Origin of the sequence: Pedobacter heparinus, assembly GCF_032678725.1 — a bacterium.
In the GTDB taxonomy this organism is placed as follows: Bacteria; Bacteroidota; Bacteroidia; order Sphingobacteriales; family Sphingobacteriaceae; genus Pedobacter; species Pedobacter heparinus_A.
This window is the reverse complement of the sequence record NZ_JAVTSC010000007.1, coordinates 134,295-158,263: the sequence shown is the minus strand read 5'-3', so window position 1 is coordinate 158,263 and position 23,969 is coordinate 134,295. Positions and strand designations below refer to the sequence as shown.

Below are 23,969 nucleotides of genomic sequence, written 5' to 3'. Positions count from 1 at the left end.
AATAAATAAAGAAAATGGACTTAATAAAACCAGTAATCTTATTAGTGGATGATAATGAGGAAATACTTGATTTCATTTCAGGTGATTTAAGTGAAAAGTATACGGTGATCACAGCTTTAAACGGTCAGGACGCCATACAAGTTTTGAAAGAGGCATCAGTTCAGCTGGTCATTACTGATGTCATGATGCCGGTGATGAATGGTTTTGAATTGTGTCAGGCTATTAAATCGAATTTTGAGTACAGTCATATTCCAGTGATCATGTTAACGGCAAAAAACACCTTACAATCTAAAATAGAGGGCATTGAACTTGGAGCCGATGCTTATATTGAGAAGCCTTTTTCGCCTGAATATTTGCAGGTACAGATAGCCAGCCTTTTATTGAACAGGAGTAAAATAAAAGAATATTTTGCCAGTTCGCCAATGGTGCATATTAAAACAATGGCCTATTCCAAGGCCGATGAACATTTTCTGGAAAAATTGAATCATGTCATATACAAGAACATCGAAGATCCGGAGTTAAATGTTGATCAGCTGGCCACCGTCATGAACATGAGCAGGGCTACCTTATACCGAAAAATCAAAGAAATCTCCAATCTTTCTCCCAATGAACTGATTAATGTAGCCCGTTTGAAAATTGCAGCCAAACTTCTGGCTGATGAGGAATATAAAGTATACGAAGTTTCGGAAAGAGTAGGTTTCAATTCTTACCGGCAATTTGGGCGTAACTTCTTTAAACAGTTTGGCCTATCTCCTTCCGAGTACATCACCGCTAAACGCGAAGAAAGAAAAAATAAAAAAATCATATAGCATAACTAAAGAAATCCTACCCAACTGGGTATTCCGGGGAAAATGAGCCCGGATTCCGCATTTAAACTGACACCCTATTCCGCACCATATTGACCCCCTCATTCCGGGGCAAAGTGACCATTTTGATAGCCAGAGCCGCGTTTTTACCATCATCTTTCTTGAAAATCAGTTTGCGATTTTAGGCGTTTTTAAGCCCTTAGGCTCGCCGATACAACCTGAGCTGAGCTCTGTGTCAGGAGGCAGATTTGGGATGGCCTTTCTATTGACGAAATAGAAAAATTATAAATTTACCCCGTTATTTTATATTCCTGCTTTGTCCTATTTAAAACCACTACTTTTTCTTCGAAAAATCTATCTTCTTTGCGTATTCCTTCTTGATCTCTATAAGTATAACCCCATTGGCCGCTTTAGCACCATACAGCGCAGTCGCCTTTGCGTCTTTCAATACTTCCAGCTTTTCGATCCAATCAGGTTGGATTTCCTTCATTTTTGAGGCGTCTACGGTGCAGCTCTTCTTGCCCGAATAGATCAGGTACATCGGTTCCTGGTTTAGGGATACTGACGATATCCCCCCAAGCATGATCCTGCGCTCCTCGGTCGATAGTTTAACTTCCATACCATCTTTTAAAGGCAGTTCTGCCATGGGGTAACCAGTCAGGCTAAAGGTAAAGAGCGTTGCCAGATCCGTTATCAGCAGTTTAAATTTGCCCAGGGCATCTGTCACTGCCAGTACGTTTTCGAAACCTTTCTGCCTGATCTTAACCCCTTGCAAAGGTTTTCCGGTTAGCCCATCAACTGTTCTCCCGCTAATTGAATCGGCTGGAGCTGGTTTACCGGCTGACCTGGCCGAAACGGGTACGAAAGCACCTGCCTGATCGCCTTGTTCCATCACTGGCCGTAGCGCTTTGGCCTGTACAGGCGTATACAGAATGGTGCCCACTGCAAGCGGCAGCAACCATTGCCAGGATACTTTTGACGGCGGCTGAACGAGATCACGGTTCAGCTGATCTGCCAGCAAGCGTCCGCAGACATTGTCTTTTTTCTTTTTAAAGAACCGGATGAGCTCCGAATCAGATTTGCCCGTAAGGTCTACGATGTGTTTGTCACAACGGTCACAATAACGACCGGGCCCGGCCGGCTGCATGTCATCCCAATGCTTGGTACAGGGATTGGTCAATATCAATTGTAGCTTTTTCAAAGTATATCTTTTTGAGAGGATGCGTTAATTTACGAAATTCCATAAAGGCACCCGTTATTTTATATTCCCGTCTTGCATTCCAGATGTCACCCTCCTTTCGGTGCAGATAGGCATGAACACGACACGAACAGTCTACAATATCATCGTACCATAATACAAAACAATCAAGAAATAAGATTTTCTCCTAATGAGGTAAGTTGCGCTTTAACACTTTCATTAGTAAGCATTCCATGAGCATCAAAATACTGTCCCACTCCTTTAATCAGTAATTTGTTCTTTAACACAATTGGGTACTGAACCAAAGTACTCAAAATAAGGTCTAATGATTCAAAAGCTTTTTCGCCAGAAGCCGCAGCAACAATAAAATCTATAGGTTTGTCGCTTAAAACGGTAGTTGCAACCGTCCATTCCAGCGCATTTTTCAATACTCCCGGAATGCTGAATACATATTCAGGTGTAGAAATCAATATCGCATCGGCATTATTGATCTTATCGAGAAAATCCTTCACCTCTGCAGGTAGCTGCTCATCAGTCAAACCTGGTTCAAAATAGGGTAATTCTTTTAATCCTTTATAAATATCTATATGTGCTTTACCACTTAATGTATTGGCAATAAATCCGATAATCTTTTCATTAGATGCTCCCTTTTTAGTACTGCCTGATATAGCAAGAATGTTTTTCATACCTTAAAATTATTTATGCAATCGCCAGTTTTCTCCATTCAGCCGTTAAAAAACTCATGGTACAAGATTACGAAAACTATCTACATATGTTATCGGCGATAATGGACCCCAACTTTTTCTTCTGTTTTACAGCCGGCTCTTTTCGGCGTCCAAAGCATCTTCCCGGTTTTTACGTTTCCGGGCAAAGATCTCGTTGCCAAACCGGTAAGTAAATGCGATTCCAACCCTTTGGGTATCCGATGTGTGGGTTTGGAAGTAATATGCCTGATTTAGCGCGATCGACCTGTTCACGTATTTCCAGCTATGGAAAATATCTTCCATGTTCATCCTGATGCTGCATTTGTCCTTAAAAAGCTTTTTCTGTATACCGGCATTGGCTCTGATCATTCCTGCAGTAAAGGCTTGTCCGTTTAGGTCCCTGCTGGCATAATACCCTCCAAATTCTGCATTCCAGCCCTTTCCAAAATCAAGCCGGTTCATTAAATTCAGCCGGGCAACGTAAGTCTCGGGGTTTAGCTGTTTTCCATATGCCTCACCTTTTAGTCCTATTCTGGATAGTAAAATGTCACTGCTCAGGTTCCACCATTTAATCGGATCAAAAGAAACTCCTGTATTTAACAGCAGCATATAGCCCTCGCTTATATTTCCTGGCTTGTTAAAATATATCCCATCAACCACATTGGTGGTATTGAAAATTCCATTTGTAAAATGATTATAGCTCAAACCAACCCTAAGTAATTGTTTATATTGATATTTCAGTTCATACCGATATTGATATTGCGGGTTCAGCGCAGGATTGCCTGAATTGTAGGAATATTGGTCTACATAATACACAAATGGATTAAGCTGATAATAGTTAGGCCGGTTTATTCTTCTGGTTAAACTAAAACTGAAGCTATGTGTTGCTGTTGTATCCAGTTTATAGTTGATAAACAGGCTTGGAAATAACTTTATATAGTTTTTATCAAAACTACTGCTGCTCACTTCGGCATTACCAAGCTGAACGCCCCTGGCACCGGTGTACTCTGCCCTAAGGCCCATTTTCAATCCCCAGCGCTTCCAGTTCCTTTGTCCACTCATATAAGCTGCCAGGTTATCTTCGCTATAGACAAAATGATTTGATCTTGAATTGTCTATGATCCATCCCTGATTGATCAATTGATAGGAGTCATATTGATTGTCATTTTCTGCCCTGCTCCACTTCAGTCCTGCCTCCAGATTTCCATTCTTTTTTAAGGGGTGTATATAATCTGACCTGAGGGTATAAATACTCATGGTATTGGGCATTTCATATGCGATCTGATCAGTACGGAGTAAAAGTTCATCGGGCCGTAATACATTATTTTGTAACGATGCATCGCCATCATTAACATAACGGAGGTATCCGGCTTCTGCTGACAGTTCACTTTTGGATTTAACGAACTTTCGTACCATGCTCAGGTTAGCCGTCAGGTTCCGCTTGTCGTTTCCAAAATCGATGTGTCCATTCCCAATACTATCCAGACCATCTATCCCGTAATTTTTACTGTTAGAGCCCAATATCCCTGCTCTGTTTGTTCCGGTAGTACCAACCTGCATGGATAATGAAGTCTGTTCTGAAATGGTATAGTCCATGCCTAGATTTACATTTATTGCCCCTGAACGGGATTCTTCTGCTGTGTTTAACAGCACGGTAGAGCTTAGTTCCGCCATGCTGTTGTAATAACTACGGTTATAATAGTCTTCGGTATAATTTTGGTCATCACTGTAACTCAGGTTAGTGAATACATTGACTTTTTTGTAATTGTAATTGAGGTTAAGTGACTGATTTGATTTTGGCAGTCTGCCTTTTGTATAACCTGAACTGACCAGACCTGTAAAACCGGCTGTCCGGTTCTTTTTAAGACGGATGTTGATCACCCCGTTTCCGGCAGCATCGTATCTGGCTGGCGGATTGTCCATCAGCTCTATCTTATCTAAATTTGCTCCCGGCAGGGATTTTAGATAACTGGCCAGATCCAGCCCCGACATATAAGTTTGCCTGCCGTCAATGAGCACCATCACGCCGCTCCGACCGTTCAGGCTGATATTGCCCTGTGCATCAACCACTATTCCGGGTGTCTTTTCAAGTACTTCAAGGGTATTACTGCCTGCACTGCTGATCATAGCGGATACGTTTACCGTTGTTTTATCGATCCCCATCTCCATCAGCGGCTGCTTTGCTTTAATAATTACTTCCTTCAGCTTAATATTTTTTAAATTGTTCTTACTGGTATCCCTGGGCTGCGCTGGCCCTTTATCATCGCTTTGCGAAAAGCCTGGCAAACAAAAGAATATTAAAAACACAAGTAATGGATATTTCATGGCGATAATTTTTGATTACGCCACAAATATTCAATTCAGCTGAAGGCCCGGAAAAGAAAAATGTTGTACCTTGGCTTAAGGTGTATATAAAGCGAAAATCAGGTGTTCAACACGTTGGTGTACCCGTACAACCAGTTGGTCACCGGTTGCTGCTTGTTCATCCACATTATTTAGTTATGGAGAGGATATGATGCAGATTTATCCCTGATTATTCATGAGGCAGCGTAAACGAACAACAGACATATGAATTCCATTTATGGATTTTTTGGCAACAGGCTCTATTTTATCTTGACGCTTGCGCTTTTCCTGCCCAGTTTTATTGCGATGAACAGCTATACAAGTTCAATAGGCGTTCACGATAATGAAGCGGTAGCTTTTGCGGCAACAGTGACTATGATTTTGTGTGTATTTTCCGGCAGATATTTTTCACAGATCTGGGTATCAACCTTAACTACTTATCCTAAACCAGCCTTAACAGCGCTTGGACTCATTGTATTCGTCTGTTTGATGTGGCTGGTGTTCCGTTTTGACCACCTGTCAGGCAACAGGGGAATCCACCTGGTGATGTTCTGGGTTCCAATGATGATCATCAGCTTTACACTGGGGGTGATGATTAAAGCGGTTCATTCGATCAGCCAAAAGCAATTGAAAGACGCCCAGAGTGAAGCTGCCCACAGCAAAAGCGAACTGCATGTGCTACAATCGCAATTGAGCCCGCATTTTCTTTTCAACACACTGAATAATTTATACGGCTTATCGATCAGTGACCATGAAAAAATACCTGCGCTATTGCTTAAGCTATCCGAATTACTGCGCTATTCAGTATATGACATCAATGAGCTTTACGTACCCTTGAAAGATGAAATTGCTTACATCAAAAATTATATTGATTTCGAGAAATTACGGTTAGGAACACGCCTCAGCTTTAACGCAGCCATTGATGAAATTAATGATCCGAACATCCGCCTGGCGCCTGTGTTGCTGATCGTATTTATAGAGAACGCATTTAAGCATTCTAAAAACAGCGCTGCCGCAGACATTTCTATAGATATTCAAATAAAATTATGGACAGATTCCATCCTGTTTTCTGTGCGGAATACTTATGGACTTGAAGATCAGCAACAAAATTCATTAAATAAAAGCAGTGGCATGGGCCTGCCTAACGTACAAAAACGCCTACAGCTGCTTTATCCGGACGCGCATGCACTGCGCATGTATCGGGATGAAAAATTTCATTGTGTAGATTTACGACTTAAAATAAGGTAAGATGAGCAAATATCAGTGCCTCATTGTAGATGACGAACCCATTGCGCGCGATATTGTGGAAAGATATTGCAGTCACATGGAACACTTGCACATCGTCAGCTCTTGCGGAAATGCTTTGGAGGCACGGTCTGTTTTGCAGTCACAACAGATCGACATCTTATTGCTTGACATTAATATGCCGGTGATTGATGGCATTTCTTTTGCCAGAACCTTAAAAGGGAAAACAGAACTTATCTTTACAACAGCCTACAAAGAATTTGCTACGGATGCATTTGACCTGAATGCCTGCGACTATCTGCTGAAGCCATTTTCTTTTGACCGCTTTATCATTGCGATTGACAAGGCTGTAGAACGGCTGCAAACTAAACCCCTGAAGCCGCAATCTGCAACGGGCCTCGGCGAGAGCAAGCCAGCAGAGGATTATATCTTTCTAAAAACCAACGGTAAAGTATTCAAAATAATGCATGCAGAACTTTTGTACGCTGAGGCTCAGGGAAATTATACTAAAATCGTGACTACAAAGGGTACTTTTGGTCCAAAAATGCCTTTTTCAGGTTTAGAAGAGTTGTTGCCAGCCTTCCTTTTTCTACGGGTACATCGGTCATTTCTGGTTAATAAATCTATGATTAGCCACATCGAGGGTAACCGCATTTTTATCAATCAGACCGAGATTCCTATAGGGAGCATCTACAAAGAGGCAATGTTGAAGGAACTTGGTTTATAATGGTTGACATGAAGTTTTTTCAATATACCAGGTAACATATATCTATATTTAAACATTGGCTATTGATTAAATGCCATGTAAATCCAGCCGTATATCTTCCGAATTCGTCAGTTATCACTCTCTCAAAATATTGATTTTCTCCACAACATATTGCTATATATCAATACCTTAAAAAAATAAATATCGCATTTTCTGTGGTTCGACAATTCAAATCTGTATAGATTCACTTAAACTAATCTTATAATTTATGACAGAGAAAAACAGCCGTTACATTGATCCGCTTACGGACTACGGATTCAAACGCTTGTTTGGAAGCGAACCAGACAAAGACATCATGATCGAATTTTTAAATGCCCTGTTTGAAGGCGAGAAAATTGTAGTCGACATCAGATACAGCCCTACCGAACATGCCGGAGAAGATACTAAAGAAAAAAAGGTGCTCTTTGACCTGACCTGTACCGGTGTCGACGGCGAGACTTTCATCATCGAGATGCAGCGGGCAGATCAGGAATTTTTCAGAGACAGGTGAGTGTTTTACATGTCGCGGCTCATCAGTGCCCAATTACCCAGGGGAACTGCTAACTGGGACGTTCCGCTTAAGGAAGTTTATTTAATTGGTATTATGGAGTTTCAGTTTAACAACATCAACAGCAATTACCTGCACAGCATTGACCTGATGAACAAAGACACGGGTAAGGTTTTTTACAAAGGAATGGGTTATAAGTTTCTCGAATTGCCTAAATTCTGTGTTGATTTCCAAATGATATTTCATTTCTTTATCTTTATATTAAAAGGCGGTTACATACCAGCCTGCTTAGGGCGTCTTCTTGGGACGCCTTCTAATTTTCAAGTGCTTGAGGTTCTACCTCCGTTATCATATGACTATTTTTAAAATGCTCTTTATCATAAGGTTGTTGGTTCTTATAAAGCGTATAAGTCATCTCAAGAAGTTTTCTTTGTATGGCAACCATTGCTTTCATTTTGATACCATGTCTTTTATGGATTCTGGTATATATTGACTTAAACTCACCATCTATTCTAACGGCTGTTAGTGCTGACATGTTCATGACCTTTCTTAAATACTTATTCCCCTTTTTAGATATTCTTGGCTTTCCTTTAACAGATGTACCTGATGTTTTTTCCTGAACATCAAGACCTGCATAACTTGTTAATTGCCTTTTGCTTCTGATCAGATCAAAACAATTGGTTTCTGCTATTATAGTAGCAGCTGTTAGAATTCCTATTCCCGGTATTGAATCAAGAATCTGGACCGTTTGACTAGCTTTTTGATCTTTATTAACTAATTGAGTTACCTCTTCTACTATTTCTTCTGCTTGTTTAGTCAGAAGGGTAATTCTTTTGTTAATTCTGGAGATAGTTGACTTATTAGGTTCAGCTTCAGATTTTTCAGCATGCAACTGGTTTTTTAGCCGCGTTCGCTCCTTGATGATCTGATCCCGTTCCCTGGTTAATTGCTTTATTCTTTTTAAAATTGATGAGGGTTTTTCCCAGCCTTCAAGGTAATGGCTCAAGCCAAATTTAGTGATGGCTTCACACGCAGTTTTATCAGTTACTGTTTTTACAGAAAGACTTTTAGCGTAATTGTTGATTTTATTTGGTAATACAATACAAACAGTTTGTTCCTGGTCTTTTAAAAAATAAGCCAAAGACTCGTGGTACACACCTGTAGCTTCCATCACATAGAATAAAGGAGCATTTTTATCTGCTATTTTTTTTACCCATTGTAGTTGTAGCCTGAAGCCTTTTTTTGTGTTTTCAAATGTACTATATGCTCTTAAATCTGGCCGGAGATCTTCGAACATATAACCCAAGCAAACTACTAATTCCTCTTTAGCAACATCAATTCCTACTGTCTGTTTGATTACTTTTTCCATCGGTTAATTGATTAAATAATAAACAATTGAAATCTCTTTCGTCGTTTTATTTCCTGGTTTTTATTCTGGATATAAAGCCTGCTTTATTCCTTAGATTCTGTTCAAACTCGAAAAGATAAGAAACAGATGAGGCTATGTTTAGGCATCAGCATCCAAAAGACGGTGCTTATTTTGATACTCACTCTCATCTGTTCTCAATTGTTGAATAGGTTAATTAACTTAATATAAAAATATTCTTACGTTTGCAAGTAGATTTCAAACATAGGAACTTTGATAAAAAGGAAGGCGACTTGGTAACAGAGCTGGACAAATGGTTCTATTTGTTAAAAAACCTGAGCCACCTTGATAAAATTCCTGATTTTCTGGACAAAAGGGTGTTCCAGAAGATCTTTAAAATTGCGGAGATGAGTAAAATGACCAAAGAAGAACGTGAATTGTACCACTCAGATGTGAAAGCAAAATCTGACTGGAATGCGGGTATTCGTTACGCAGAAAAAAAGGGAGTAGAAAAAGGAAAACTGGAAATTGCCCTAAAAATGAAAGCGAAAGGCACTGCTAAGGAAGATATTGCTGAATTAACTGGTCTTTCTATTGACGAAATAGAAAAATTATAAATTTTACAACAAATGTGCAGGCTTTGGATCACCCCATGGCCTGCTCCTTTTCTATGCTTCTGGCTAGATCAAAGACGATTTTCTGATCGGCCTTTATGAAAGTTTCTAAGCGGATAACTGGCATTTACAAATAAAGGAATTTATTAGCGCTCTCACGCTAAGTTTTTGGCTTGCCAGCTACACTGATTCTGAAAAGAAAAACATTTGAACTTACGGAAAGAGGTTTTCATTGGATCAGTGAGCGTCCGTATAAAAGATGATGATATCCTTTTTTAATTCCGTGATTCAAAGGTAGACCTCAAATAACCCGCAACACCAAGCACAGGTAGCATCACGATCACAATGATCCACATCACTTTCTGCACACGATTTAATGACTTATTATTTGTCACCTGAACAATCCCATAGATCATGTAACCAACTAATATTACGGTGAAAATGGCATACCACATCCTATTATTTTATAATCCCATCTTCATCAACATCATCGATCGGTGCCGTCTCATTACCTTCCTCAAAATCATAGTATAGGCCTTTAGGATTTGGACCGTATTCATTGTCGCCTATATCACCAGGAGCAAACATCATCCAGAAACCATAAAAAGGAATCAACTGCCACCAGCCACTATTTCCCCTATCCTGACACCTCTTTGTTCCCTGAGCCAACATAAACCAAATACAAGGAATATACCATAAGACAATAATAAAACTACCCGTACTACTTTCAAGTGAGTTGCGAGCTTCGAAGACAAGCACCACCAGAAATATAGAAAATATGTAGATGAGATTACTTAGTCCATACTCTAGCCTTCTGATCCTACCATTGAAGGAAAAAGGATTTTTAAACATAAAAGATGAGATTGATAACGTGAAAATTAGCCTGGTCATGATGAGTAGCGTTTAATAGTTTGGTTAATTCAAAGTTTAATAATTTATTCCATTAAACCAAAGACGATTTTCTAATCGCTTTATGGTAATTGCCTGTTAATTATAGACTGTTTGAAATCACTTGCATCAATCATATTCAAATTTAATATTTCAAATCATATTATTGTACCAACCTACTCTTTTCCGTGATCTTCATTTATGATGGAATATCTTTCTGCTTCAGCGTCATCAAAAATTATTCGTCAGTTATCACTCATCTCAAAATATTGATTTTATCCACAACATATTACTATATATCAATAACTTACAAAAATAAATATCGCATTTTATGTGGTTACTAAATTCAAATCTGTCTAGATTCACCTGACTAATTTATAATTTATGACAGAGAAAAACAGCCGTTACATTGATCCGCTTACGGACTACGGATTCAAACGCTTGTTTGGTAGTGAGCCAGACAAAGACATCATGATCGAATTTTTAAATGCCCTGTTTGAAGGCGAAAACCGCCAAATCAAATTTCATTCAAAAGTTGGCAACTTAACAACTTTCATTTATCTTTGTATTACAGCATGAGAATTATTTTTTCACGCAAACTGGATGAGTTTGCAAAAAACACGCTGATTCTGGTAAAAGCTTGCGTGTATGGAGAACTGTAACAGAGAGCTTAGGTTTATCGGTACTCATTCAGAATATGATAAAATTAATGCAGTAACCATATAATATTTAACCACTTAAAAAGATATACGAATGAGTTTGAAGTCGCAATGGTTCTTAATAGAATCGGAAGAGGAATATAAATTGGCAGTAGAACGCTATAAGCGGATTAAACTTGCAAAGAAGGGCTCTGAAGAGCACAAAGAGAAACTGCTTATCGTCCACCTTATCTCCGAATATGAAAAAGCCAGTACAACTTTACCCGAAGTTGATCCCGTAGAATTGATTAAGGTAAGAATGGCTGAATTTGGATACAAGTCTGCCGATCTTGCGGAAATATATGGCGATAAAGGAACTGTCAGCAAAATGCTTAATTATAAACAAATGCTTTCCTTAAATATGATCCGAAAATTCAGCAAACTGTTGCATATCCCTGCAGAAGCTTTAATAAAAGAATATGATTTAAAAGGTATTAATTAGCATTTTATACAAAGAATAAGGATGGGCATAAAGAAATGTTGCTTTTTCTGTGGTCACTAAATTCAAATCTGTCTAGATTCACCTAAACTAATCTTATAATTTATGACAGAGAAAAACAGCCGTTACATTGATCCGCTCACAACCTGTAATTATTTCACGCCATTTCGAGGGAATCGAAGCGACGAGAACCCCGAAGGGCTCAATGAGACAAAAAAACAATAAATGCTTCGAATTAAAACTCTTGAACTATTCAAATCCACGTATCAATACTTAAAGTCGGATTAGACCGGCAGATGCAACTTCATGATCCTGTTCTACGGAACCACCAGATACTCCAATTGCACCTATAACTTTACCATGAGTATCTTTTAGCAGCACCCCTCCCGGGAAAGAAATCAAACCGCCATTTGAGTGCTCTATTCCATATAATGGTCCACCCGGCTGTGATAACTTCCCTATCTCGCCGGTATTCATATCAAAAAATCGCGCTGTCTTCGCTTTTTTGATGGAAATATCAACCGAGCCGAGCCAGGCATTATCCATTCTGTGAAATGACACTAAATTAGCACCCTCATCTACGATAGCGATATTCATAGGCACTCCGATTTGCTGAGCTTTTGCTTTGGCTGCTGCTGAGATTTTTTCAGCTTGTTCTAATGTTACACTCATGATATCTGATTATATCTGGTATAACAGTTTTAACTGCAAATGGTTTAGGGTAGATAGAACACTTGCCAAATACCTTTCAAAAAACTCAAAAATAGAATTGGTCAGGACTGTAACTATTTGGAAATTTAAAGTAACAGGCAGATATTTACAACTATGATGACTATTGATGAAATTACTAAAGAAATCTTATCCTGTTTTAAAGATGTTAGTGTTACCGAAGCAAATGGCGACCTTTTCTTTATGTATGACAAGGATAAAATGATGCCGTTCGCGACTATAGTTACCAGCGACAACGATTATGATCATGCGTCTCAACTAAGCAGAGCAGGTTTCTTTCGGCTAAACATCGGCGTTGATAAAGCTACTTTCATACACACATTCGAAGGTATGAAACTCAAGAAAGGTCTTGGTTCTTACCAGGAATCAGACATAGATTTCACTAAGGAGAACGTAATAATGCCTCATCCGGTGTATGGTGCGATGTACTGGATGTGTATGGTTAATCCCGGAAGGAACAGTTTCCCGATATTAAAGCCCTATCTCGAGGTTGCCTACCATATTGCAGCCAAAAGGCAGAAATTGAAGTAAACCAGGTTTACTGAACATTACTTAGTTAATTGAGGGTAAGGCCTGATCTTTCCATTTTTAAAATCAATATACAAAGAATAAGGATGGGCATAAAGTTCATCTGCATTTTTCCATTTTGCTGCAGTTTTTAAAACATTCAACACTTCTTCTCTCACCTTTTGGCCCAAATGATTACTTACGGCAAGATTTTGAAGAGCCCCATTTTTGCCCACGGTAAAGGACGCCATTACCCTGCCATTCACTGAAGCCGGAACCCTGCATTTTTTAACCACATAAGCATGCAGCATTTTTAACTGGACCGGTGTTGATACAATTGCAACTTCGCCTAATAATGTAGGTATTTCGCAGTCAGATTCCAGGGGTTTTGGTGCTACTTTACCCATTAACTGCGCCTGTGCTTTCACTTTCTGGGCTGCAGTATTAAAGCCTATAAATACCATTGCTGCGATGATCCATCTTTTCCAGTAAGGCCTGCCGGGTTTCTGATCAGGTACAATCAATTGATCGCTGGTAAACCTACCGCAAACTTTATTGTTGTTCTCCTGCATGATCTTTACAAAGAAGGCAACATTTTTATCAGTCAGATCGTATACTTTCTTCTGACAGGTATCGCAGAAGCGCCCCCCAGCTACTGGCTGCATGCTGTTCCAGTCTTGTGTACAGGTAAAGCTTAAGTTTGCGTTGTTGATTTTTTGATCCATAACCGTCGTTTTTATTATGGATGTTTAAATCAATAAGTTTCCATAAAATCCAGCTGATATTTACTCCACACCTTACCAAAATCTCAATATATTGAATAACTATACAACATATCTGATCTATAGTTAGTCATCAACGCTTTCGGCTAAACATCGGCGTTGATAATTTAATACAAAAAACAGGGTCAATTCCTACAAGTTGTAGAAAACATATCAAATTAAAAACTGTTCATCATCCATGGAACCACTAACAAAAATCGATCTGCATCAATTCAGCGAAAGTATAACCGGCGCCTATGCTAACATTCCTTTAAGCCTGGTAAACGATCACGTGATCCGGCTCAGTGTAATGACGCAGCCTTACTTTTGGCATTACCACCCCGATTCTGATGAAACTTTTCTTGTACTGGAGGGCCTGCTAACCATTGAACTGGAAAACGAAATTATTGAACTAGGGCCCGGACAACTTTACACCGTACCGGCCAATGTACTTCACCGCACCAGACCCAATGGTGCGCGTTCGGTTAACCTGAGCTTTGAACGGGAAGCTATGCAAACGTTACAAAAAGCATAGCAATCAGCCTTGATTGATCAAAGATCATACGTGGTATAAATCTACGCGCTTCCAGGTAGTTACCGTTTCCATTTTATCGTAAACATGATCACCGGCTAAAAAGAGCAGCCGGAAAGTGTAATATTCAAGTCCCTCGTTTTTTAAGAAAACTATAATCTGTGGTTTAATGGCCAAAAACAATTGCGTACAATACAGTTGAAAATTCTTCAACATAAACTTTTGCTGGTAAGCTGTTGAAAAACAATCCAGATAAAATTGTACAGTGTTCCGCTCTTCTAAAACAATCAGACCATGGCTTTGCACTGCTGCCTTCTGGATATATTTGTTGTTCAGCACCCAGCCCTGCATCAGTCGGTTAAACGAATCTATCTGCTCTTCATTCAATTTCATAACATCATTTTAATTCAAATCCCCTCCCTGCAATTTGAGACGAAATTCTGCATCATTGGTAACAAACTTGTATACATACGCATCAGGAAGCTGCCCGATATTGACATCTATCTTACCCTTATCCAGGTAAACAATAAACCTTGTTTTATCTTTTACAATTCCTGATACCTTGCTCCTGTCAACCCAGTCAACAGAAGCAGCATTTAACAGTTCAGCTGATGTCATATTTCCCAATTTAATCCCGGCAACAAAAATACTAATATTTTTAGTGTTCTAAAGCCGAAATGCAAATTGTTTGGCATTTAATCCAGCGTCGATCTCCTCTGACGCTCAGCCATCTTCATAGATTCCACGGTATCATTTTTTATCCTGCTTAAGCTTTTTATCCACAACTGCTTTGCGCAGCTTCCATTTGATTAACAGCTCATTCTCCTGCACTGGCAGGCCTTTGCTGGTTAACAAACCCAGGCTTCGGGCAAGCGGCCTGGATAACTCGGCCATTTTGCTGTGTTCTTTAATCCATTGTTGCTGTTTCACCTCTATATCCTTTTCATGAGCAGCAATCGCTTTGCTGATCAGCGCGGATTCCTTTCGGTGCAGTTTGAGCTTCCGGTAAACGATCATTAACCGGTTACTGGCTTCAATATGTAGCGGATTGGCTTTTAAAATTTTTTCATACTGCCTCGCTGCCTCCGCATAGGATTTCTCCCCTTCAAAGGCTCTTCCCTGCAGGTATAACCCTGATTCTATTTTCTTTTGCTTTTTAGCCATTACCGCCACATCCGCCAGATGGAATCGTCTCCAGAACTGATCGCATCTTTCAGCTCCTGCATAAAATCCTTAGCCGAACTTTTAGGTTGAGCACTCGTACCCTTTTCTACCCCTTGAAAACCTACAGAAGAATGGGTGACCTGTCGCATCTGTTTTATCTTCCTGATGTGATTGATAAGATTTGAAACTTCATTTTTCATAACAGATAATTTAGGAATTGATTATAAAAGCAACAGCTATAAAATTTTATTGTTTTTATCAATGCAAATTATCCCGCTCGGTATCAACACCTGATTGTTTCCAGTTAAATGTTTTACCCCTCTTATTTTTAAGGCTTGGAAAAGCCATAAAAATAAAAGGGGTTTGAAGAAAAATGGTGAGTGAAAAATACCAAGAGTGATTAGCTACGGACATAACTAATGGTATTTGCCATTATCGCCAAATTCCAAACCGTATTTCTGATCATTTTATACCTAAAAAAACATCCTCAATCCAAACTAAATTTTGCAAACCCATAGAAATTTAGTGTTTCCAGCTGATCTTCCAGGAATCGTTGGCAACGTATTTTCTTCAGTGTAGCTTTGCTGAAGCTAACCAATAAAATGCCAGAAGAAATGGACATCATTGTGCCTAATATTAAGCACGAAAAAGATACTCAAGAGAAAAAACCACCCAGGCGGGACGATGAACTATGGAAAGGGATCCTGGACGATGTCTTTGAAGATTTTCTGCGCTTCTTTTTCCCCAATGCCGATGAACTCTTTGACTTTAAAAAGAAGTTTGTATTTCTGGATAAGGAATTCAACAGACTATTTCCTGTTGAAGTGAATAGCGCCGGAGTACGGTTTGTAGACAAGCTGGTAAAAGTTCATTTAAAAAACGGAGATGCTAAATTCATTCTGGTTCATGTGGAGGTACAGGGAAATAAAGGACATGAAGAACTCAGCTCCAGGATGTTCAGGTACTTTTACAGGGCAAAAGATAAACACAATGTATCTATAACTGCATTTGCAGTTCTGGTAGATGATGTTAAAAGCTATCATCCAAAGGTATACAAAGAGGAATACTTAGGCACCAAACTCAGCTACGAATTTAATAGCTACAAGCTTTTAAACCAGGAAGAAGCAACATTAAGAGCAAATCCTAATCCCTTTGCAGTTGTCGCATTAACTGTTTTAATGGCATTAAAAAACAAAAATATTAAAGACGAAGGTTTAAAACATATAAAAATGGATTTAACCCGTGAATTGATTAAAAGAAACCTCGATAAAGTAAAACACGATAAAATTATGGCCTTTCTGGCCTATTATGTAAATTTTGAAAACCAGGATATGATGCGTATTTTTGAAAAAGAAGTTCAACAACTAACAGGAACAACTACACCTATGGGCGTTAAAGAAATCTTATTGGAGAGAAGGAAACAAGAAGGTATTAAGCAAGGTGATGCAATTGCACGTCATGCTGTTGTAGAAAACCTGATTACAAAATTGGGTCTTTCCGATGAGCAGGCTGCCGATGTTGCAGAAGTTCCTGTAGCTTTCGTAAAACAAGTCCGCAAAGAACTAGAAGCTAAAAAGTAATCAAAATTAACTAAGCCTATCCTTGATGACCAGTCGCAAACTCACTTCTGGCAAGGATGGGGTGGCGTAGCCGGGTGGTAAATGCCTTTGTTATTGAACCTTTTCATTATTCTGGCGAACATAACGTAACTGATCTATGGTTTTGTATTTTCCAGTTGGTAATTTTTCAACTACTACCAACTTAAAACGGTCAGGAAAGTTATTTCCGTACTTATGTAGTGAGTCTGAAAGTTGTTTCCAGGAAATGTATCTTAGATCCGGTTTAACATCACTGAATTTAGGTGTTATTCTGTCATTTCTGTACATGAACGTAGGATAGCGCAAATAAGGTGGGGCACATCCACAAAACATTTCTATTTTTCATTTCTCAGCTACCATTGGCTTTCCACAAATCAAAGTGATCATCCAAATGATAGTGGATGGTATTAACAAAATAAAGAATAAAAAAGTTAATAGTGGGTGGCTCTTTTTTATATCTTCACCTTACATAACATGAAGGACACATTTAGATTTTACAAGACAGCAGATGGCAGGTGGTTTATTGATCTGCCGGAATGGGGCGGGTCAATTGATGATTTGCAAATGGTAGAAGGTGCCGATACCATGTTAGATCGTGTCAGTTGTTATACCAATGAATGCTATCTCGAAATGAGCGACGAACCATTTGATAATGCCGACAGGATTACACTGGTAGAAGATTTAACAAACTCAGTTGGTGGTGGCAACTACGTTATGGAAACCTATAAAGGTGAACCGATTAACCATACGATGTGGTTATGTCAAGTGACAGTAGAAGTATTTCATACCTTACCAACGGTTATTTATATGAGTTATCCTCAACAACATTTAGATTTCGAAAATACCAAGAGTGATTAGCTACGGACATAACTAATGGTATTTGCCATTATTGCCAAATTCCAAGCCGTATTTCTGATCATTTTGTGCCTAAAAAACATCCTCAATCCAAACTAAATTTTGCAAACCCATAGAAATTTAGTGTTTCCAGCTGATCTTCCAGGAATCGTTGGCAACGTATTTTCTTCAGTGTAGCTTTGCTGAAGCTAACCAGTAAAATGCCAGAAGAAATGTGGCCTTTCTGGCCTATTATGTAAATTTTGAAAACCAGGATATGATTCGTATTTTTGAAAAAGAAGTTCAACAACTAACAGGAACAACTACACCTATGGGCGTTAAAGAAATCTTATTGGAGAGAAGGAAACAAGAAGGTGTTAAGCAAGGCGAGGCTAACAAGAGCCACTCCGTTGTAGAAAACCTGATTACAAAATTGGGTCTTTCCGATGAGCAGGCTGCCGATGTTGCAGAAGTCTCTGTAGCTTTCGTAAAACAAGTCCGCAAAGAACTGGAAGCTAAAAAGTAATCAACATTAAATAAGCCTATCCCTGATTGCCAGCACCTGGATGTGTGCACTTAAATGTTTTACCCCCATTATTTTTAAGGCTTGGAAAAAGCTATAAAAAACGGGGTTCGGTAGCGGAGGTGTTATATCTCTTATTTCTATAAATATGTTATCTTAGTGGTTAATCAAAATTAACTCATGAAAATACCTGCGCTGCTCATTCTGCTGCTTTTAGTGTTCAAAAGCTACGCCCAACACAATTTATATACTTTTAACAGAGGTGACTTTGTAGCGGAAGCTCAAATAAAGTTATACTTTGATACAGCAAAGAAAACACTCCCATCAACTTATGAGATGACCCCAGTGATTTATCATAAAATAATGAAGAAGGACACGGTTATCAATTATATCAGTTTATCTGTCACAAAGAAAGAGTCAAATAAGGAATCTGCAGCGTTTAAATTTGAATATATACAAGATTCTACCTTTCTGTTGTTAAATCAGAAGCTTCCTGCGTTCAAATTGAAGGATATGGACGGGAAAGAAATATCCTCTGCCGGGCTTTTGGGTAAACCAACACTCATTAACTTCTGGGCTACCTACTGTGGTCCCTGTATAGCAGAAATGCCCCAGTTGAGTAGGCTTAAAGAGCGGTATAAAGACAAAATGAACTTTATCTCCATTACTGAAAACAGTACAAAAGAGGATCACCTGGCTGACTTTCTGAAGAATAAAGATTTTAATTTTCAGGTATTGGATCGTGGTCAGGCTTATAAAGATGAATTGAAAATTGCGGCCTTGCCCAGAAACCTTTTTATTGACAAAAACGGTGTATTGAGGTACATACAGAGTAATTATCCAATTACAGGTACAGCAGCAATGGCCGTCGAAGACAAAGACAATTTCTTTATTAAAATTATTGACGAACTTATTGAGAAGGGTAAGTAAAAGCTTGTACTATCTTTTTGGGTTCAAAGTTTACAATTTCACTTTCATAATTCTGGATAAAACTTCATCTTTCTTTTGTCTGGATATCGGCACCTGACTTCCATCTTCCATGGCAATATATCCACCATCGGTTTTTACATAAGCGGCGATTTTTCGGAAGTTGATCAGGTGAGACTGGTGCGTCCTGATAAAATTATGATTTTCGAGCAATTCCTGATATTCCTTTAATGTTTTACAGACCAGGTATTGTTTTTTATTGTCTAAATAAATATGCGTGTAATTACCTTCAGCCTCGAGCCTGATGATTTTATTGATAGCTAAAAACTCTATTTTATCAGATAAAGGGATGGCGATCTTCTGCTCATCATCTCCTCTGTCTATATTAGCAACTAGCTCCTTTAATCTTTCATTTTCTTTTTTAGGATTTATTTGGATAGTTGCTTTTTCGACTGCATTGCTCAATTCCAAAATATTGATCGGCTTAAGCAGATAATCTATAGCACATGCCTTAACTGCCTGTATGCCATACTTGTCAAAGGCGGTGACAAAAATAACTTCAAAATTTTGCTGCCCATTTAATAATTTTAACAAGTCGAATCCAGAAACTTCTCCCATTTCTATGTCCAGAAACACTAAATCTGGATTTAATTCCCTAATTAATTGAAGTGCTTCAACAGCAGAGCCTGCTTCGGCAATGATGGCTACATTTGGGCAATATGTTAACAACAATTGACCCAAGTTATCCCTGCTTTTCAATTCATCGTCAATTAATATTGCTTTCAAGATTTCCATCAATCTATCGGAATAGTTAACACAGCAGTAACGCCGCTTTCATTTCCTCCTAAATTACTATTTAAATCTAAGTTTCCTACATTTCCATCAGTACTGAGCAAGATTAGTCGTTCTTTTAACAGCTTCAATCCAAAGCTTTTATTGCCGTCGGTTATATTCTCTTTTAAGCCAGTTCCATTATCCTTGATTACGATTTTAAGGTATCTCTGATCACAACTAATATGTATAGTAAGGCGTCCTGCATCTCCCTTTTGAGCCAAACCATGTAGAATTGAATTTTCTACAAGCGGCTGGATAATCATACCTGGAATTTCCATTAATTGGGTATTTACTTCAGGAGAAACTTCAATATCAAATTTAAAGTTAAAGCGCAATTGTTCCAGCTCACAATAGAGTGTGATTGCATCTAGCTCATCCGACAGTGTTACGAAGCTTTTTTCCGAATTATTCAGTACCCTGCGCATCAGCAAAGCGAATTTCTCCAGATAAACATTCGCTTCTTTATACTGATGATTATTAATCAGGGATTGTATGGAGTTCAACGCATTGAACATAAAATGCGGATTCATTTGTGAGCGGATAGCCTTGATCTCCAGACCTTTGATTTTATTATTTAATAATGTTTTCTTCCTTAAATTGGTAAGCCTTACCCTATATATCAAAAAAATGCCAATTGAAGCAAGCAGGGCGGAGCCAACGCTCCACCCTATAGTATTGATCAATGACGCCTTTTGCTCCTTGGTCATTTCACTAGAATCTATTGCCTTTTTAATCAGTTCCTGCATTGCCTGATGAGCTTCGGCCTTATCGGCTACTTGACCGCCATACTCATCAATCAAGTAACCAGAGATGACCCGAAAGTCTGAATTAAATGTGAATACCTTGGTCTGCTGGTAATAAAGGTCAAAATTCTTTTGATTGTTTCTGTCATCACTTAATTCGACAAAAGTAACATTGGGCAGTTCCTTTAGTTGTTGATCAATGTCCCAATTCGAAGCGAATCCTTGGACGATAACAAAATGAATCTGACTAGCTTTTTGTTTTTCTATAAGGTCGAAATAGCCTTTTAAAATATCAGGATGATTATTGTTAACGATTAACACCAAAGGTTTTCCTTTGAATTTGGCAAGATCAAGAGTGCTTCCATCTTTTAAAAAGAATTTTTTAATAGGGCTTGGATTTCCGGGTGCCCATAGCCTTGCTTGTGCCCAAAGGGCTTTGATGCGATTTGTAAGGGTAGTATCCCCACAGTTATTGATAAAATCTTCGTAATAATTTTTGAGCCTTTCTGTGTTATCCAAATCGCTTTTATGAAGTTCCTCTCTAAAAGAATTATACAAAGTAAAATATAAAGGATGTCCGTCAAAAGAGGCCATAGCGGTCGCGAAATCTGTATAGAAACCCTGCTGATTGTTCCTCATCATACCTAATTTAGTTTTTTTATAAGAAAGTAACCAGTCCATGTACCAAATGTAATGTAGGCCACCCTCCGAATTATTCATGGATACAGGCAGGGTATCAATACTCACAAAATAATTTATAGGGAAATCATTTAAAGTCATTTTCGGTTTTATTCCTTTGCGGTTATGCGTAAAGAATTCTAGTTTAGTGCCTGCTTGTGTAATCCTAAAATTAGCTTTATAATCGTTTATTAGCTCTGTTGAAACACGGTTAGCATATTTGTGAAGAACTTCGTTGAACTGTTTTAACCCTTGTTGCTGGAATGTTAAAAATTCAGCTAATGTTTTATCTCGGTACTTGCTTTCATTAACCCATTGGTTATTAAAAATAGGCCTCAACTCTTTGGCCAATCCGGCTTTAGCTGCTGCATTTCCCGAAAAGGAAACAGTGTTATCAAAATCTAACCTATCTGCTGTAACGATAAGCGTATCAAATGGTTCTAAATAGACATTAAAGGTTTTATATTCATCAAATTGGCCCATAACCCACATTTGACTAGCAGTTAAATCAATTAAAACATCAGCTTTAAATGAGCCATCCTTGTTGAACTTGAAAATTTTTCTACCAAATTCATAAATGGTATCTATAGGAGTGATATTGGTGATATGTCCCTTAATTACCGCATTTGTCGGTAATGTAAAAGAGGCCGACTTATAAATTGCATTAACAATGTCATTGGATGCGGATAAGTGTAGCGTTTTAGGCATTGCCTTACCACTAATCAAACAACCTATAATAGTTTCAGAAACTTTTTTTACTTGTACAGCAGGAAAAATGCTTTCAGAAGAGAACGCTTCTTTTTGAAAAGAAGCATTGGTTTTGACACTAATTAAAGAGAAATTAAATTTTTGAGCCGCAGATAATACTGTTACCTTTGATATTTTCCCATTACGATTCGTGGTTATTTCATAAATCTGCTTGCTGAGATTCTTTTTACGGTTCTCCATGTATTTGGGATAGTATGAATCATAACCCCACCAATTATTTTCTGCATCAGCATATTTTAATCGCATTCGTTCAATTGTGACTTTAAAAGCTAAATTCCCATCGGGCAGTTTATTGGATACCTCATATCTAACGCTTAGGTTATAGTCAGAATTACGTGAAAAGTTGCGAACTCGAATACCGGTTTCCAGCCAATCTCCCGATTTAAAGGTTAACGGAGGACGCTGTTTCTGAGCAAAGAGTTGCGAAAGTGCAAGCAGCAAAATTATTCCAGGACTTATAAGTTTTTTGTATTTCATGTTTTTAAGATTTAAACAAAAGAACTTAAAGCTTTCCATTGCGTTTGGCCTTACTGAGTAAATTACATGTATGACTTATTATTCTGCAATATTATCATTTCATCTGGTTGATTAAGCCAGCGTCCTACTTTTAGTTTAGAGGCTTCCTTCCTTTTAAGCGCATTGAGGTACAGCCAGGAATCACCTAAAGCTATAAACTCAAAATATTATTATAATTCAAAACATCTTGATTTAATCTACAAATATTTGAATATCAGTTTATTATAAAATTAAATTCCCGATTTTACATCCAACATATCCTGGAATAAATATAGGTTTGCACGTAAAATTTATTCATAAAAAAACATATGCAAACAGAACAAATTATCATGTACCAAACTGCCGATGGGCAAACTGCCATTGATGTTAAACTCGAAAATGAGACGGTATGGCTTAGCCAAAGTCAGCTGCAAGTACTTTTCAATCAGACGAAGCAAAATGTAAGCTTACATATTCGTAATATCTATGAAGAAGGAGAATTAGACAAATTATTAACTGTCAAGGAATCCTTGACAGTTCAGGAAGAAGGCAAACGTGTTGTTAAAAGGAAAATCGAATATTATAATTTAGATGTTATCATCTCTACTGGCTATCGTGTAAAATCCCAACGAGGCACGCAATTCCGCACTGAGAACAGAGATCGTAAGTTCTTAAATGAAGAAATTATTGAGATCTAGATCCTTCACTTCGTTCTGGATGACAAAAGTATCTCTGATGATATCATGATAAAAGTTATTGTAAACCTCATTAATTCCAATAATTAGGAGCTCCGCTCCTGCTGCGTTCAACTAAGGCCTGGTCATTCCTGGATGCATCCTGAGCTTGAGGTTGTGGCAATTAAAAAGTATTAATAATTTAGTCAAATGGATATGTTGCAAAAAACTATTCTTATAAACGTTCCTGCCCCTGTAGTTTGGGATACATTAACGCTCATCCCCTACGTTCAAGAATGGACTTACGATATCCCTATTCAAATACAAACGGATTGGAAAGTCGGCAGTGCAATCGTCACCAGCGGAGACCTGCACGGAATTCCCTTCCGGAATTCAGGTACCATCCTGTCCTTTGACCCTAATGTTAAACTCAGCTATAGTTTCCTAAGTTCACTCTCCAACTTACCCGATACCGATGAAAATCATTGCTTGTTGGAATTTTATCTGGCATATGAGAACAAACAGACCAGACTTGATCTTTTCATCAGCAATTTCCCCGACTATGTGATCCGTAAACACCTGGAATTGCACTGGGGACCAACCCTTGACCTCATCAAACAACAAACTGAAAGCCGTCATAGGTAAAAC

At 38.4% G+C, this 23,969-nt stretch carries 30 protein-coding genes; 16 read left to right on the top strand and 14 right to left on the bottom strand.

Features of this window, described 5'->3' with window-relative positions; all coding sequences use genetic code 11:
* The first annotated feature begins 14 nt into the window (after positions 1–14).
* The gene (locus R2Q85_RS12715; RefSeq protein ID WP_316812166.1) at positions 15–809 is read left to right on the top strand and encodes a response regulator; all 795 of its coding nucleotides are present in this window, start codon (positions 15–17) and stop codon (positions 807–809) included.
* 331 nt (positions 810–1,140) lie between these two features.
* Here R2Q85_RS12715 and R2Q85_RS12710 read toward each other — a convergent pair whose 3' ends face one another.
* The 3 genes from R2Q85_RS12710 to R2Q85_RS12700 all read right to left on the bottom strand — a co-directional run bounded on the left by R2Q85_RS12710 (position 1,141) and on the right by R2Q85_RS12700 (position 5,033).
* Complete coding sequence (locus R2Q85_RS12710; RefSeq protein ID WP_316812165.1) at positions 1,141–2,007, bottom strand: hypothetical protein; 867 nt, start codon at positions 2,005–2,007, stop codon at positions 1,141–1,143.
* 164 nt (positions 2,008–2,171) lie between these two features.
* A complete protein-coding gene (locus R2Q85_RS12705; protein WP_316812164.1) occupies positions 2,172–2,690 on the bottom strand; it encodes an NADPH-dependent FMN reductase in 519 nt (172 codons plus the stop codon).
* Between the two features lie 126 nt (positions 2,691–2,816).
* Complete coding sequence (locus R2Q85_RS12700; protein ID WP_316812163.1) at positions 2,817–5,033, bottom strand: outer membrane beta-barrel family protein; 2,217 nt, start codon at positions 5,031–5,033, stop codon at positions 2,817–2,819.
* 243 nt (positions 5,034–5,276) lie between these two features.
* Between R2Q85_RS12700 and R2Q85_RS12695 the strand changes: the two genes are divergently transcribed.
* The 4 genes from R2Q85_RS12695 to R2Q85_RS12680 all read left to right on the top strand — a co-directional run bounded on the left by R2Q85_RS12695 (position 5,277) and on the right by R2Q85_RS12680 (position 7,915).
* The gene (locus R2Q85_RS12695; RefSeq protein WP_316812162.1) at positions 5,277–6,299 is read left to right on the top strand and encodes a sensor histidine kinase; all 1,023 of its coding nucleotides are present in this window, start codon (positions 5,277–5,279) and stop codon (positions 6,297–6,299) included.
* A 1-nt stretch (position 6,300) separates the two neighbouring features.
* A complete protein-coding gene (locus R2Q85_RS12690) occupies positions 6,301–7,023 on the top strand; it encodes a LytTR family DNA-binding domain-containing protein (protein WP_316812161.1) in 723 nt (240 codons plus the stop codon).
* A gap of 247 nt (positions 7,024–7,270) precedes the next feature.
* A complete protein-coding gene (locus R2Q85_RS12685; protein ID WP_316812160.1) occupies positions 7,271–7,552 on the top strand; it encodes a PD-(D/E)XK nuclease family transposase in 282 nt (93 codons plus the stop codon).
* 9 nt (positions 7,553–7,561) lie between these two features.
* Positions 7,562–7,915 carry a PD-(D/E)XK nuclease family transposase gene (locus R2Q85_RS12680; protein ID WP_316812159.1) on the top strand — a complete coding sequence of 118 codons (354 nt, stop codon included), beginning with the start codon at positions 7,562–7,564 and terminating at the stop codon, positions 7,913–7,915.
* Here R2Q85_RS12680 and R2Q85_RS12675 read toward each other — a convergent pair.
* A complete protein-coding gene (locus R2Q85_RS12675; RefSeq protein ID WP_316812158.1) occupies positions 7,863–8,918 on the bottom strand; it encodes an IS110 family transposase in 1,056 nt (351 codons plus the stop codon). The two genes, R2Q85_RS12680 and R2Q85_RS12675, sit on opposite strands and share 53 nt — an antisense overlap.
* A gap of 242 nt (positions 8,919–9,160) precedes the next feature.
* Between R2Q85_RS12675 and R2Q85_RS12670 the strand changes: the two genes are divergently transcribed.
* A complete protein-coding gene (locus tag R2Q85_RS12670; protein WP_316812157.1) occupies positions 9,161–9,532 on the top strand; it encodes an Rpn family recombination-promoting nuclease/putative transposase in 372 nt (123 codons plus the stop codon).
* 272 nt (positions 9,533–9,804) lie between these two features.
* On the opposite strand, the gene R2Q85_RS24585 is transcribed toward R2Q85_RS12670, so the two are convergent.
* Both R2Q85_RS24585 and R2Q85_RS12665 read right to left on the bottom strand, forming a co-directional pair.
* On the bottom strand, positions 9,805–9,945 hold the full coding sequence (locus R2Q85_RS24585) for a PLDc N-terminal domain-containing protein (RefSeq protein ID WP_410478888.1): 141 nt from the start codon (positions 9,943–9,945) through the stop codon (positions 9,805–9,807).
* A gap of 43 nt (positions 9,946–9,988) precedes the next feature.
* Complete coding sequence (locus R2Q85_RS12665) at positions 9,989–10,381, bottom strand: DUF805 domain-containing protein (protein WP_316812156.1); 393 nt, start codon at positions 10,379–10,381, stop codon at positions 9,989–9,991.
* 420 nt (positions 10,382–10,801) lie between these two features.
* Here R2Q85_RS12665 and R2Q85_RS12660 point away from each other — a divergent pair, with 420 nt between their 5' ends.
* Positions 10,802–10,996: a PD-(D/E)XK nuclease family transposase gene (locus R2Q85_RS12660; protein ID WP_316812155.1), complete on the top strand. Its 195-nt coding sequence runs from the start codon at positions 10,802–10,804 to the stop codon at positions 10,994–10,996.
* A gap of 174 nt (positions 10,997–11,170) precedes the next feature.
* Positions 11,171–11,557, top strand: a complete 387-nt coding sequence (locus tag R2Q85_RS12655; protein WP_316812154.1) for an XRE family transcriptional regulator — start codon at positions 11,171–11,173, stop codon at positions 11,555–11,557.
* Positions 11,558–11,827: 270 nt separating this feature from the next.
* Here the strand turns inward: R2Q85_RS12655 and R2Q85_RS12650 are convergent, their stop codons facing one another.
* Entirely contained in the window at positions 11,828–12,226 is a 399-nt protein-coding gene (locus R2Q85_RS12650) for a heme-binding protein (RefSeq protein WP_316812153.1), read from the bottom strand.
* A gap of 153 nt (positions 12,227–12,379) precedes the next feature.
* Here R2Q85_RS12650 and R2Q85_RS12645 point away from each other — a divergent pair, with 153 nt between their 5' ends.
* Positions 12,380–12,814 carry a DUF6194 family protein gene (locus R2Q85_RS12645; protein WP_316812152.1) on the top strand — a complete coding sequence of 145 codons (435 nt, stop codon included), beginning with the start codon at positions 12,380–12,382 and terminating at the stop codon, positions 12,812–12,814.
* 17 nt (positions 12,815–12,831) lie between these two features.
* Here R2Q85_RS12645 and R2Q85_RS12640 read toward each other — a convergent pair whose 3' ends face one another.
* Positions 12,832–13,515 carry a hypothetical protein gene (locus tag R2Q85_RS12640; RefSeq protein ID WP_316812151.1) on the bottom strand — a complete coding sequence of 228 codons (684 nt, stop codon included), beginning with the start codon at positions 13,513–13,515 and terminating at the stop codon, positions 12,832–12,834.
* Positions 13,516–13,750: 235 nt separating this feature from the next.
* Here R2Q85_RS12640 and R2Q85_RS12635 point away from each other — a divergent pair, with 235 nt between their 5' ends.
* Positions 13,751–14,086, top strand: a complete 336-nt coding sequence (locus R2Q85_RS12635; RefSeq protein WP_316812150.1) for a cupin domain-containing protein — start codon at positions 13,751–13,753, stop codon at positions 14,084–14,086.
* 24 nt (positions 14,087–14,110) lie between these two features.
* Here the strand turns inward: R2Q85_RS12635 and R2Q85_RS12630 are convergent, their stop codons facing one another.
* The 4 genes from R2Q85_RS12630 to R2Q85_RS12615 form a co-directional block, all read right to left on the bottom strand.
* Positions 14,111–14,476 carry a hypothetical protein gene (locus R2Q85_RS12630; protein ID WP_316812149.1) on the bottom strand — a complete coding sequence of 122 codons (366 nt, stop codon included), beginning with the start codon at positions 14,474–14,476 and terminating at the stop codon, positions 14,111–14,113.
* 9 nt (positions 14,477–14,485) lie between these two features.
* Positions 14,486–14,701: a hypothetical protein gene (locus tag R2Q85_RS12625; protein ID WP_316812148.1), complete on the bottom strand. Its 216-nt coding sequence runs from the start codon at positions 14,699–14,701 to the stop codon at positions 14,486–14,488.
* 132 nt (positions 14,702–14,833) lie between these two features.
* The gene (locus R2Q85_RS12620; RefSeq protein ID WP_316812147.1) at positions 14,834–15,247 is read right to left on the bottom strand and encodes a hypothetical protein; all 414 of its coding nucleotides are present in this window, start codon (positions 15,245–15,247) and stop codon (positions 14,834–14,836) included.
* Positions 15,247–15,447 (bottom strand): hypothetical protein, encoded by a 201-nt coding sequence (locus tag R2Q85_RS12615; RefSeq protein WP_316812146.1) that lies wholly within the window; start codon positions 15,445–15,447, stop codon positions 15,247–15,249. Before R2Q85_RS12615 ends, R2Q85_RS12620 begins: the two co-directional genes overlap by 1 nt.
* Before the next feature lie 402 nt (positions 15,448–15,849).
* Here R2Q85_RS12615 and R2Q85_RS12610 point away from each other — a divergent pair, with 402 nt between their 5' ends.
* The 4 genes from R2Q85_RS12610 (at position 15,850) to R2Q85_RS12595 (ending at position 19,132) form a co-directional block, all read left to right on the top strand.
* Positions 15,850–16,827: a hypothetical protein gene (locus R2Q85_RS12610; RefSeq protein ID WP_316812145.1), complete on the top strand. Its 978-nt coding sequence runs from the start codon at positions 15,850–15,852 to the stop codon at positions 16,825–16,827.
* A 492-nt stretch (positions 16,828–17,319) separates the two neighbouring features.
* The gene (locus R2Q85_RS12605; RefSeq protein WP_316812144.1) at positions 17,320–17,703 is read left to right on the top strand and encodes a DUF6717 family protein; all 384 of its coding nucleotides are present in this window, start codon (positions 17,320–17,322) and stop codon (positions 17,701–17,703) included.
* 253 nt (positions 17,704–17,956) lie between these two features.
* Positions 17,957–18,205, top strand: coding sequence for a hypothetical protein (locus R2Q85_RS12600; protein ID WP_316812143.1), 249 nt, complete (start codon positions 17,957–17,959; stop codon positions 18,203–18,205).
* A 177-nt stretch (positions 18,206–18,382) separates the two neighbouring features.
* Entirely contained in the window at positions 18,383–19,132 is a 750-nt protein-coding gene (locus R2Q85_RS12595; RefSeq protein ID WP_316812142.1) for a TlpA disulfide reductase family protein, read from the top strand.
* A gap of 30 nt (positions 19,133–19,162) precedes the next feature.
* Here the strand turns inward: R2Q85_RS12595 and R2Q85_RS12590 are convergent, their stop codons facing one another.
* Positions 19,163–19,924 carry a LytTR family DNA-binding domain-containing protein gene (locus R2Q85_RS12590; protein ID WP_316812141.1) on the bottom strand — a complete coding sequence of 254 codons (762 nt, stop codon included), beginning with the start codon at positions 19,922–19,924 and terminating at the stop codon, positions 19,163–19,165.
* Positions 19,924–22,629 carry a sensor histidine kinase gene (locus tag R2Q85_RS12585; protein ID WP_316812140.1) on the bottom strand — a complete coding sequence of 902 codons (2,706 nt, stop codon included), beginning with the start codon at positions 22,627–22,629 and terminating at the stop codon, positions 19,924–19,926. Before R2Q85_RS12585 ends, R2Q85_RS12590 begins: the two co-directional genes overlap by 1 nt.
* A gap of 347 nt (positions 22,630–22,976) precedes the next feature.
* Here R2Q85_RS12585 and rhuM point away from each other — a divergent pair, with 347 nt between their 5' ends.
* Together rhuM and R2Q85_RS12575 are read left to right on the top strand one after the other, a co-directional pair.
* Positions 22,977–23,345, top strand: a complete 369-nt coding sequence (gene rhuM / locus R2Q85_RS12580) for a RhuM family protein (protein WP_316812139.1) — start codon at positions 22,977–22,979, stop codon at positions 23,343–23,345.
* Between the two features lie 186 nt (positions 23,346–23,531).
* On the top strand, positions 23,532–23,966 hold the full coding sequence (locus tag R2Q85_RS12575) for an SRPBCC domain-containing protein (RefSeq protein WP_316812138.1): 435 nt from the start codon (positions 23,532–23,534) through the stop codon (positions 23,964–23,966).
* Positions 23,967–23,969 lie beyond the last annotated feature (3 nt).

Bases quoted from the DNA above. Each gene is read 5' to 3' on its own strand.
- R2Q85_RS12645 (WP_316812152.1), top strand. From the start codon at position 12,380: ATGATGACTATTGATGAAATTACTAAAGAAATCTTATCCTGTTTTAAA.
- R2Q85_RS12595 (WP_316812142.1), top strand. From the start codon at position 18,383: ATGAAAATACCTGCGCTGCTCATTCTGCTGCTTTTAGTGTTCAAAAGC.
- R2Q85_RS12685 (WP_316812160.1), top strand. From the start codon at position 7,271: ATGACAGAGAAAAACAGCCGTTACATTGATCCGCTTACGGACTACGGA.
- R2Q85_RS24585 (WP_410478888.1), bottom strand. From the start codon at position 9,945: ATGATCTATGGGATTGTTCAGGTGACAAATAATAAGTCATTAAATCGT.
- R2Q85_RS12575 (WP_316812138.1), top strand. From the start codon at position 23,532: ATGGATATGTTGCAAAAAACTATTCTTATAAACGTTCCTGCCCCTGTA.
- R2Q85_RS12635 (WP_316812150.1), top strand. From the start codon at position 13,751: ATGGAACCACTAACAAAAATCGATCTGCATCAATTCAGCGAAAGTATA.
- R2Q85_RS12590 (WP_316812141.1), bottom strand. From the start codon at position 19,924: ATGGAAATCTTGAAAGCAATATTAATTGACGATGAATTGAAAAGCAGG.
- R2Q85_RS12600 (WP_316812143.1), top strand. From the start codon at position 17,957: ATGATTCGTATTTTTGAAAAAGAAGTTCAACAACTAACAGGAACAACT.
- R2Q85_RS12620 (WP_316812147.1), bottom strand. From the start codon at position 15,247: ATGGCTAAAAAGCAAAAGAAAATAGAATCAGGGTTATACCTGCAGGGA.
- R2Q85_RS12700 (WP_316812163.1), bottom strand. From the start codon at position 5,033: ATGAAATATCCATTACTTGTGTTTTTAATATTCTTTTGTTTGCCAGGC.
- R2Q85_RS12640 (WP_316812151.1), bottom strand. From the start codon at position 13,515: ATGGATCAAAAAATCAACAACGCAAACTTAAGCTTTACCTGTACACAA.
- R2Q85_RS12695 (WP_316812162.1), top strand. From the start codon at position 5,277: ATGAATTCCATTTATGGATTTTTTGGCAACAGGCTCTATTTTATCTTG.
- R2Q85_RS12610 (WP_316812145.1), top strand. From the start codon at position 15,850: ATGCCAGAAGAAATGGACATCATTGTGCCTAATATTAAGCACGAAAAA.
- R2Q85_RS12605 (WP_316812144.1), top strand. From the start codon at position 17,320: ATGAAGGACACATTTAGATTTTACAAGACAGCAGATGGCAGGTGGTTT.
- R2Q85_RS12650 (WP_316812153.1), bottom strand. From the start codon at position 12,226: ATGAGTGTAACATTAGAACAAGCTGAAAAAATCTCAGCAGCAGCCAAA.
- R2Q85_RS12690 (WP_316812161.1), top strand. From the start codon at position 6,301: ATGAGCAAATATCAGTGCCTCATTGTAGATGACGAACCCATTGCGCGC.
- R2Q85_RS12680 (WP_316812159.1), top strand. From the start codon at position 7,562: ATGTCGCGGCTCATCAGTGCCCAATTACCCAGGGGAACTGCTAACTGG.
- R2Q85_RS12675 (WP_316812158.1), bottom strand. From the start codon at position 8,918: ATGGAAAAAGTAATCAAACAGACAGTAGGAATTGATGTTGCTAAAGAG.
- R2Q85_RS12585 (WP_316812140.1), bottom strand. From the start codon at position 22,629: ATGAAATACAAAAAACTTATAAGTCCTGGAATAATTTTGCTGCTTGCA.
- R2Q85_RS12615 (WP_316812146.1), bottom strand. From the start codon at position 15,447: ATGAAAAATGAAGTTTCAAATCTTATCAATCACATCAGGAAGATAAAA.
- R2Q85_RS12715 (WP_316812166.1), top strand. From the start codon at position 15: ATGGACTTAATAAAACCAGTAATCTTATTAGTGGATGATAATGAGGAA.
- R2Q85_RS12660 (WP_316812155.1), top strand. From the start codon at position 10,802: ATGACAGAGAAAAACAGCCGTTACATTGATCCGCTTACGGACTACGGA.
- R2Q85_RS12665 (WP_316812156.1), bottom strand. From the start codon at position 10,381: ATGTTTAAAAATCCTTTTTCCTTCAATGGTAGGATCAGAAGGCTAGAG.
- R2Q85_RS12655 (WP_316812154.1), top strand. From the start codon at position 11,171: ATGAGTTTGAAGTCGCAATGGTTCTTAATAGAATCGGAAGAGGAATAT.
- R2Q85_RS12625 (WP_316812148.1), bottom strand. From the start codon at position 14,701: ATGACATCAGCTGAACTGTTAAATGCTGCTTCTGTTGACTGGGTTGAC.
- rhuM (WP_316812139.1), top strand. From the start codon at position 22,977: ATGCAAACAGAACAAATTATCATGTACCAAACTGCCGATGGGCAAACT.
- R2Q85_RS12630 (WP_316812149.1), bottom strand. From the start codon at position 14,476: ATGAAATTGAATGAAGAGCAGATAGATTCGTTTAACCGACTGATGCAG.
- R2Q85_RS12705 (WP_316812164.1), bottom strand. From the start codon at position 2,690: ATGAAAAACATTCTTGCTATATCAGGCAGTACTAAAAAGGGAGCATCT.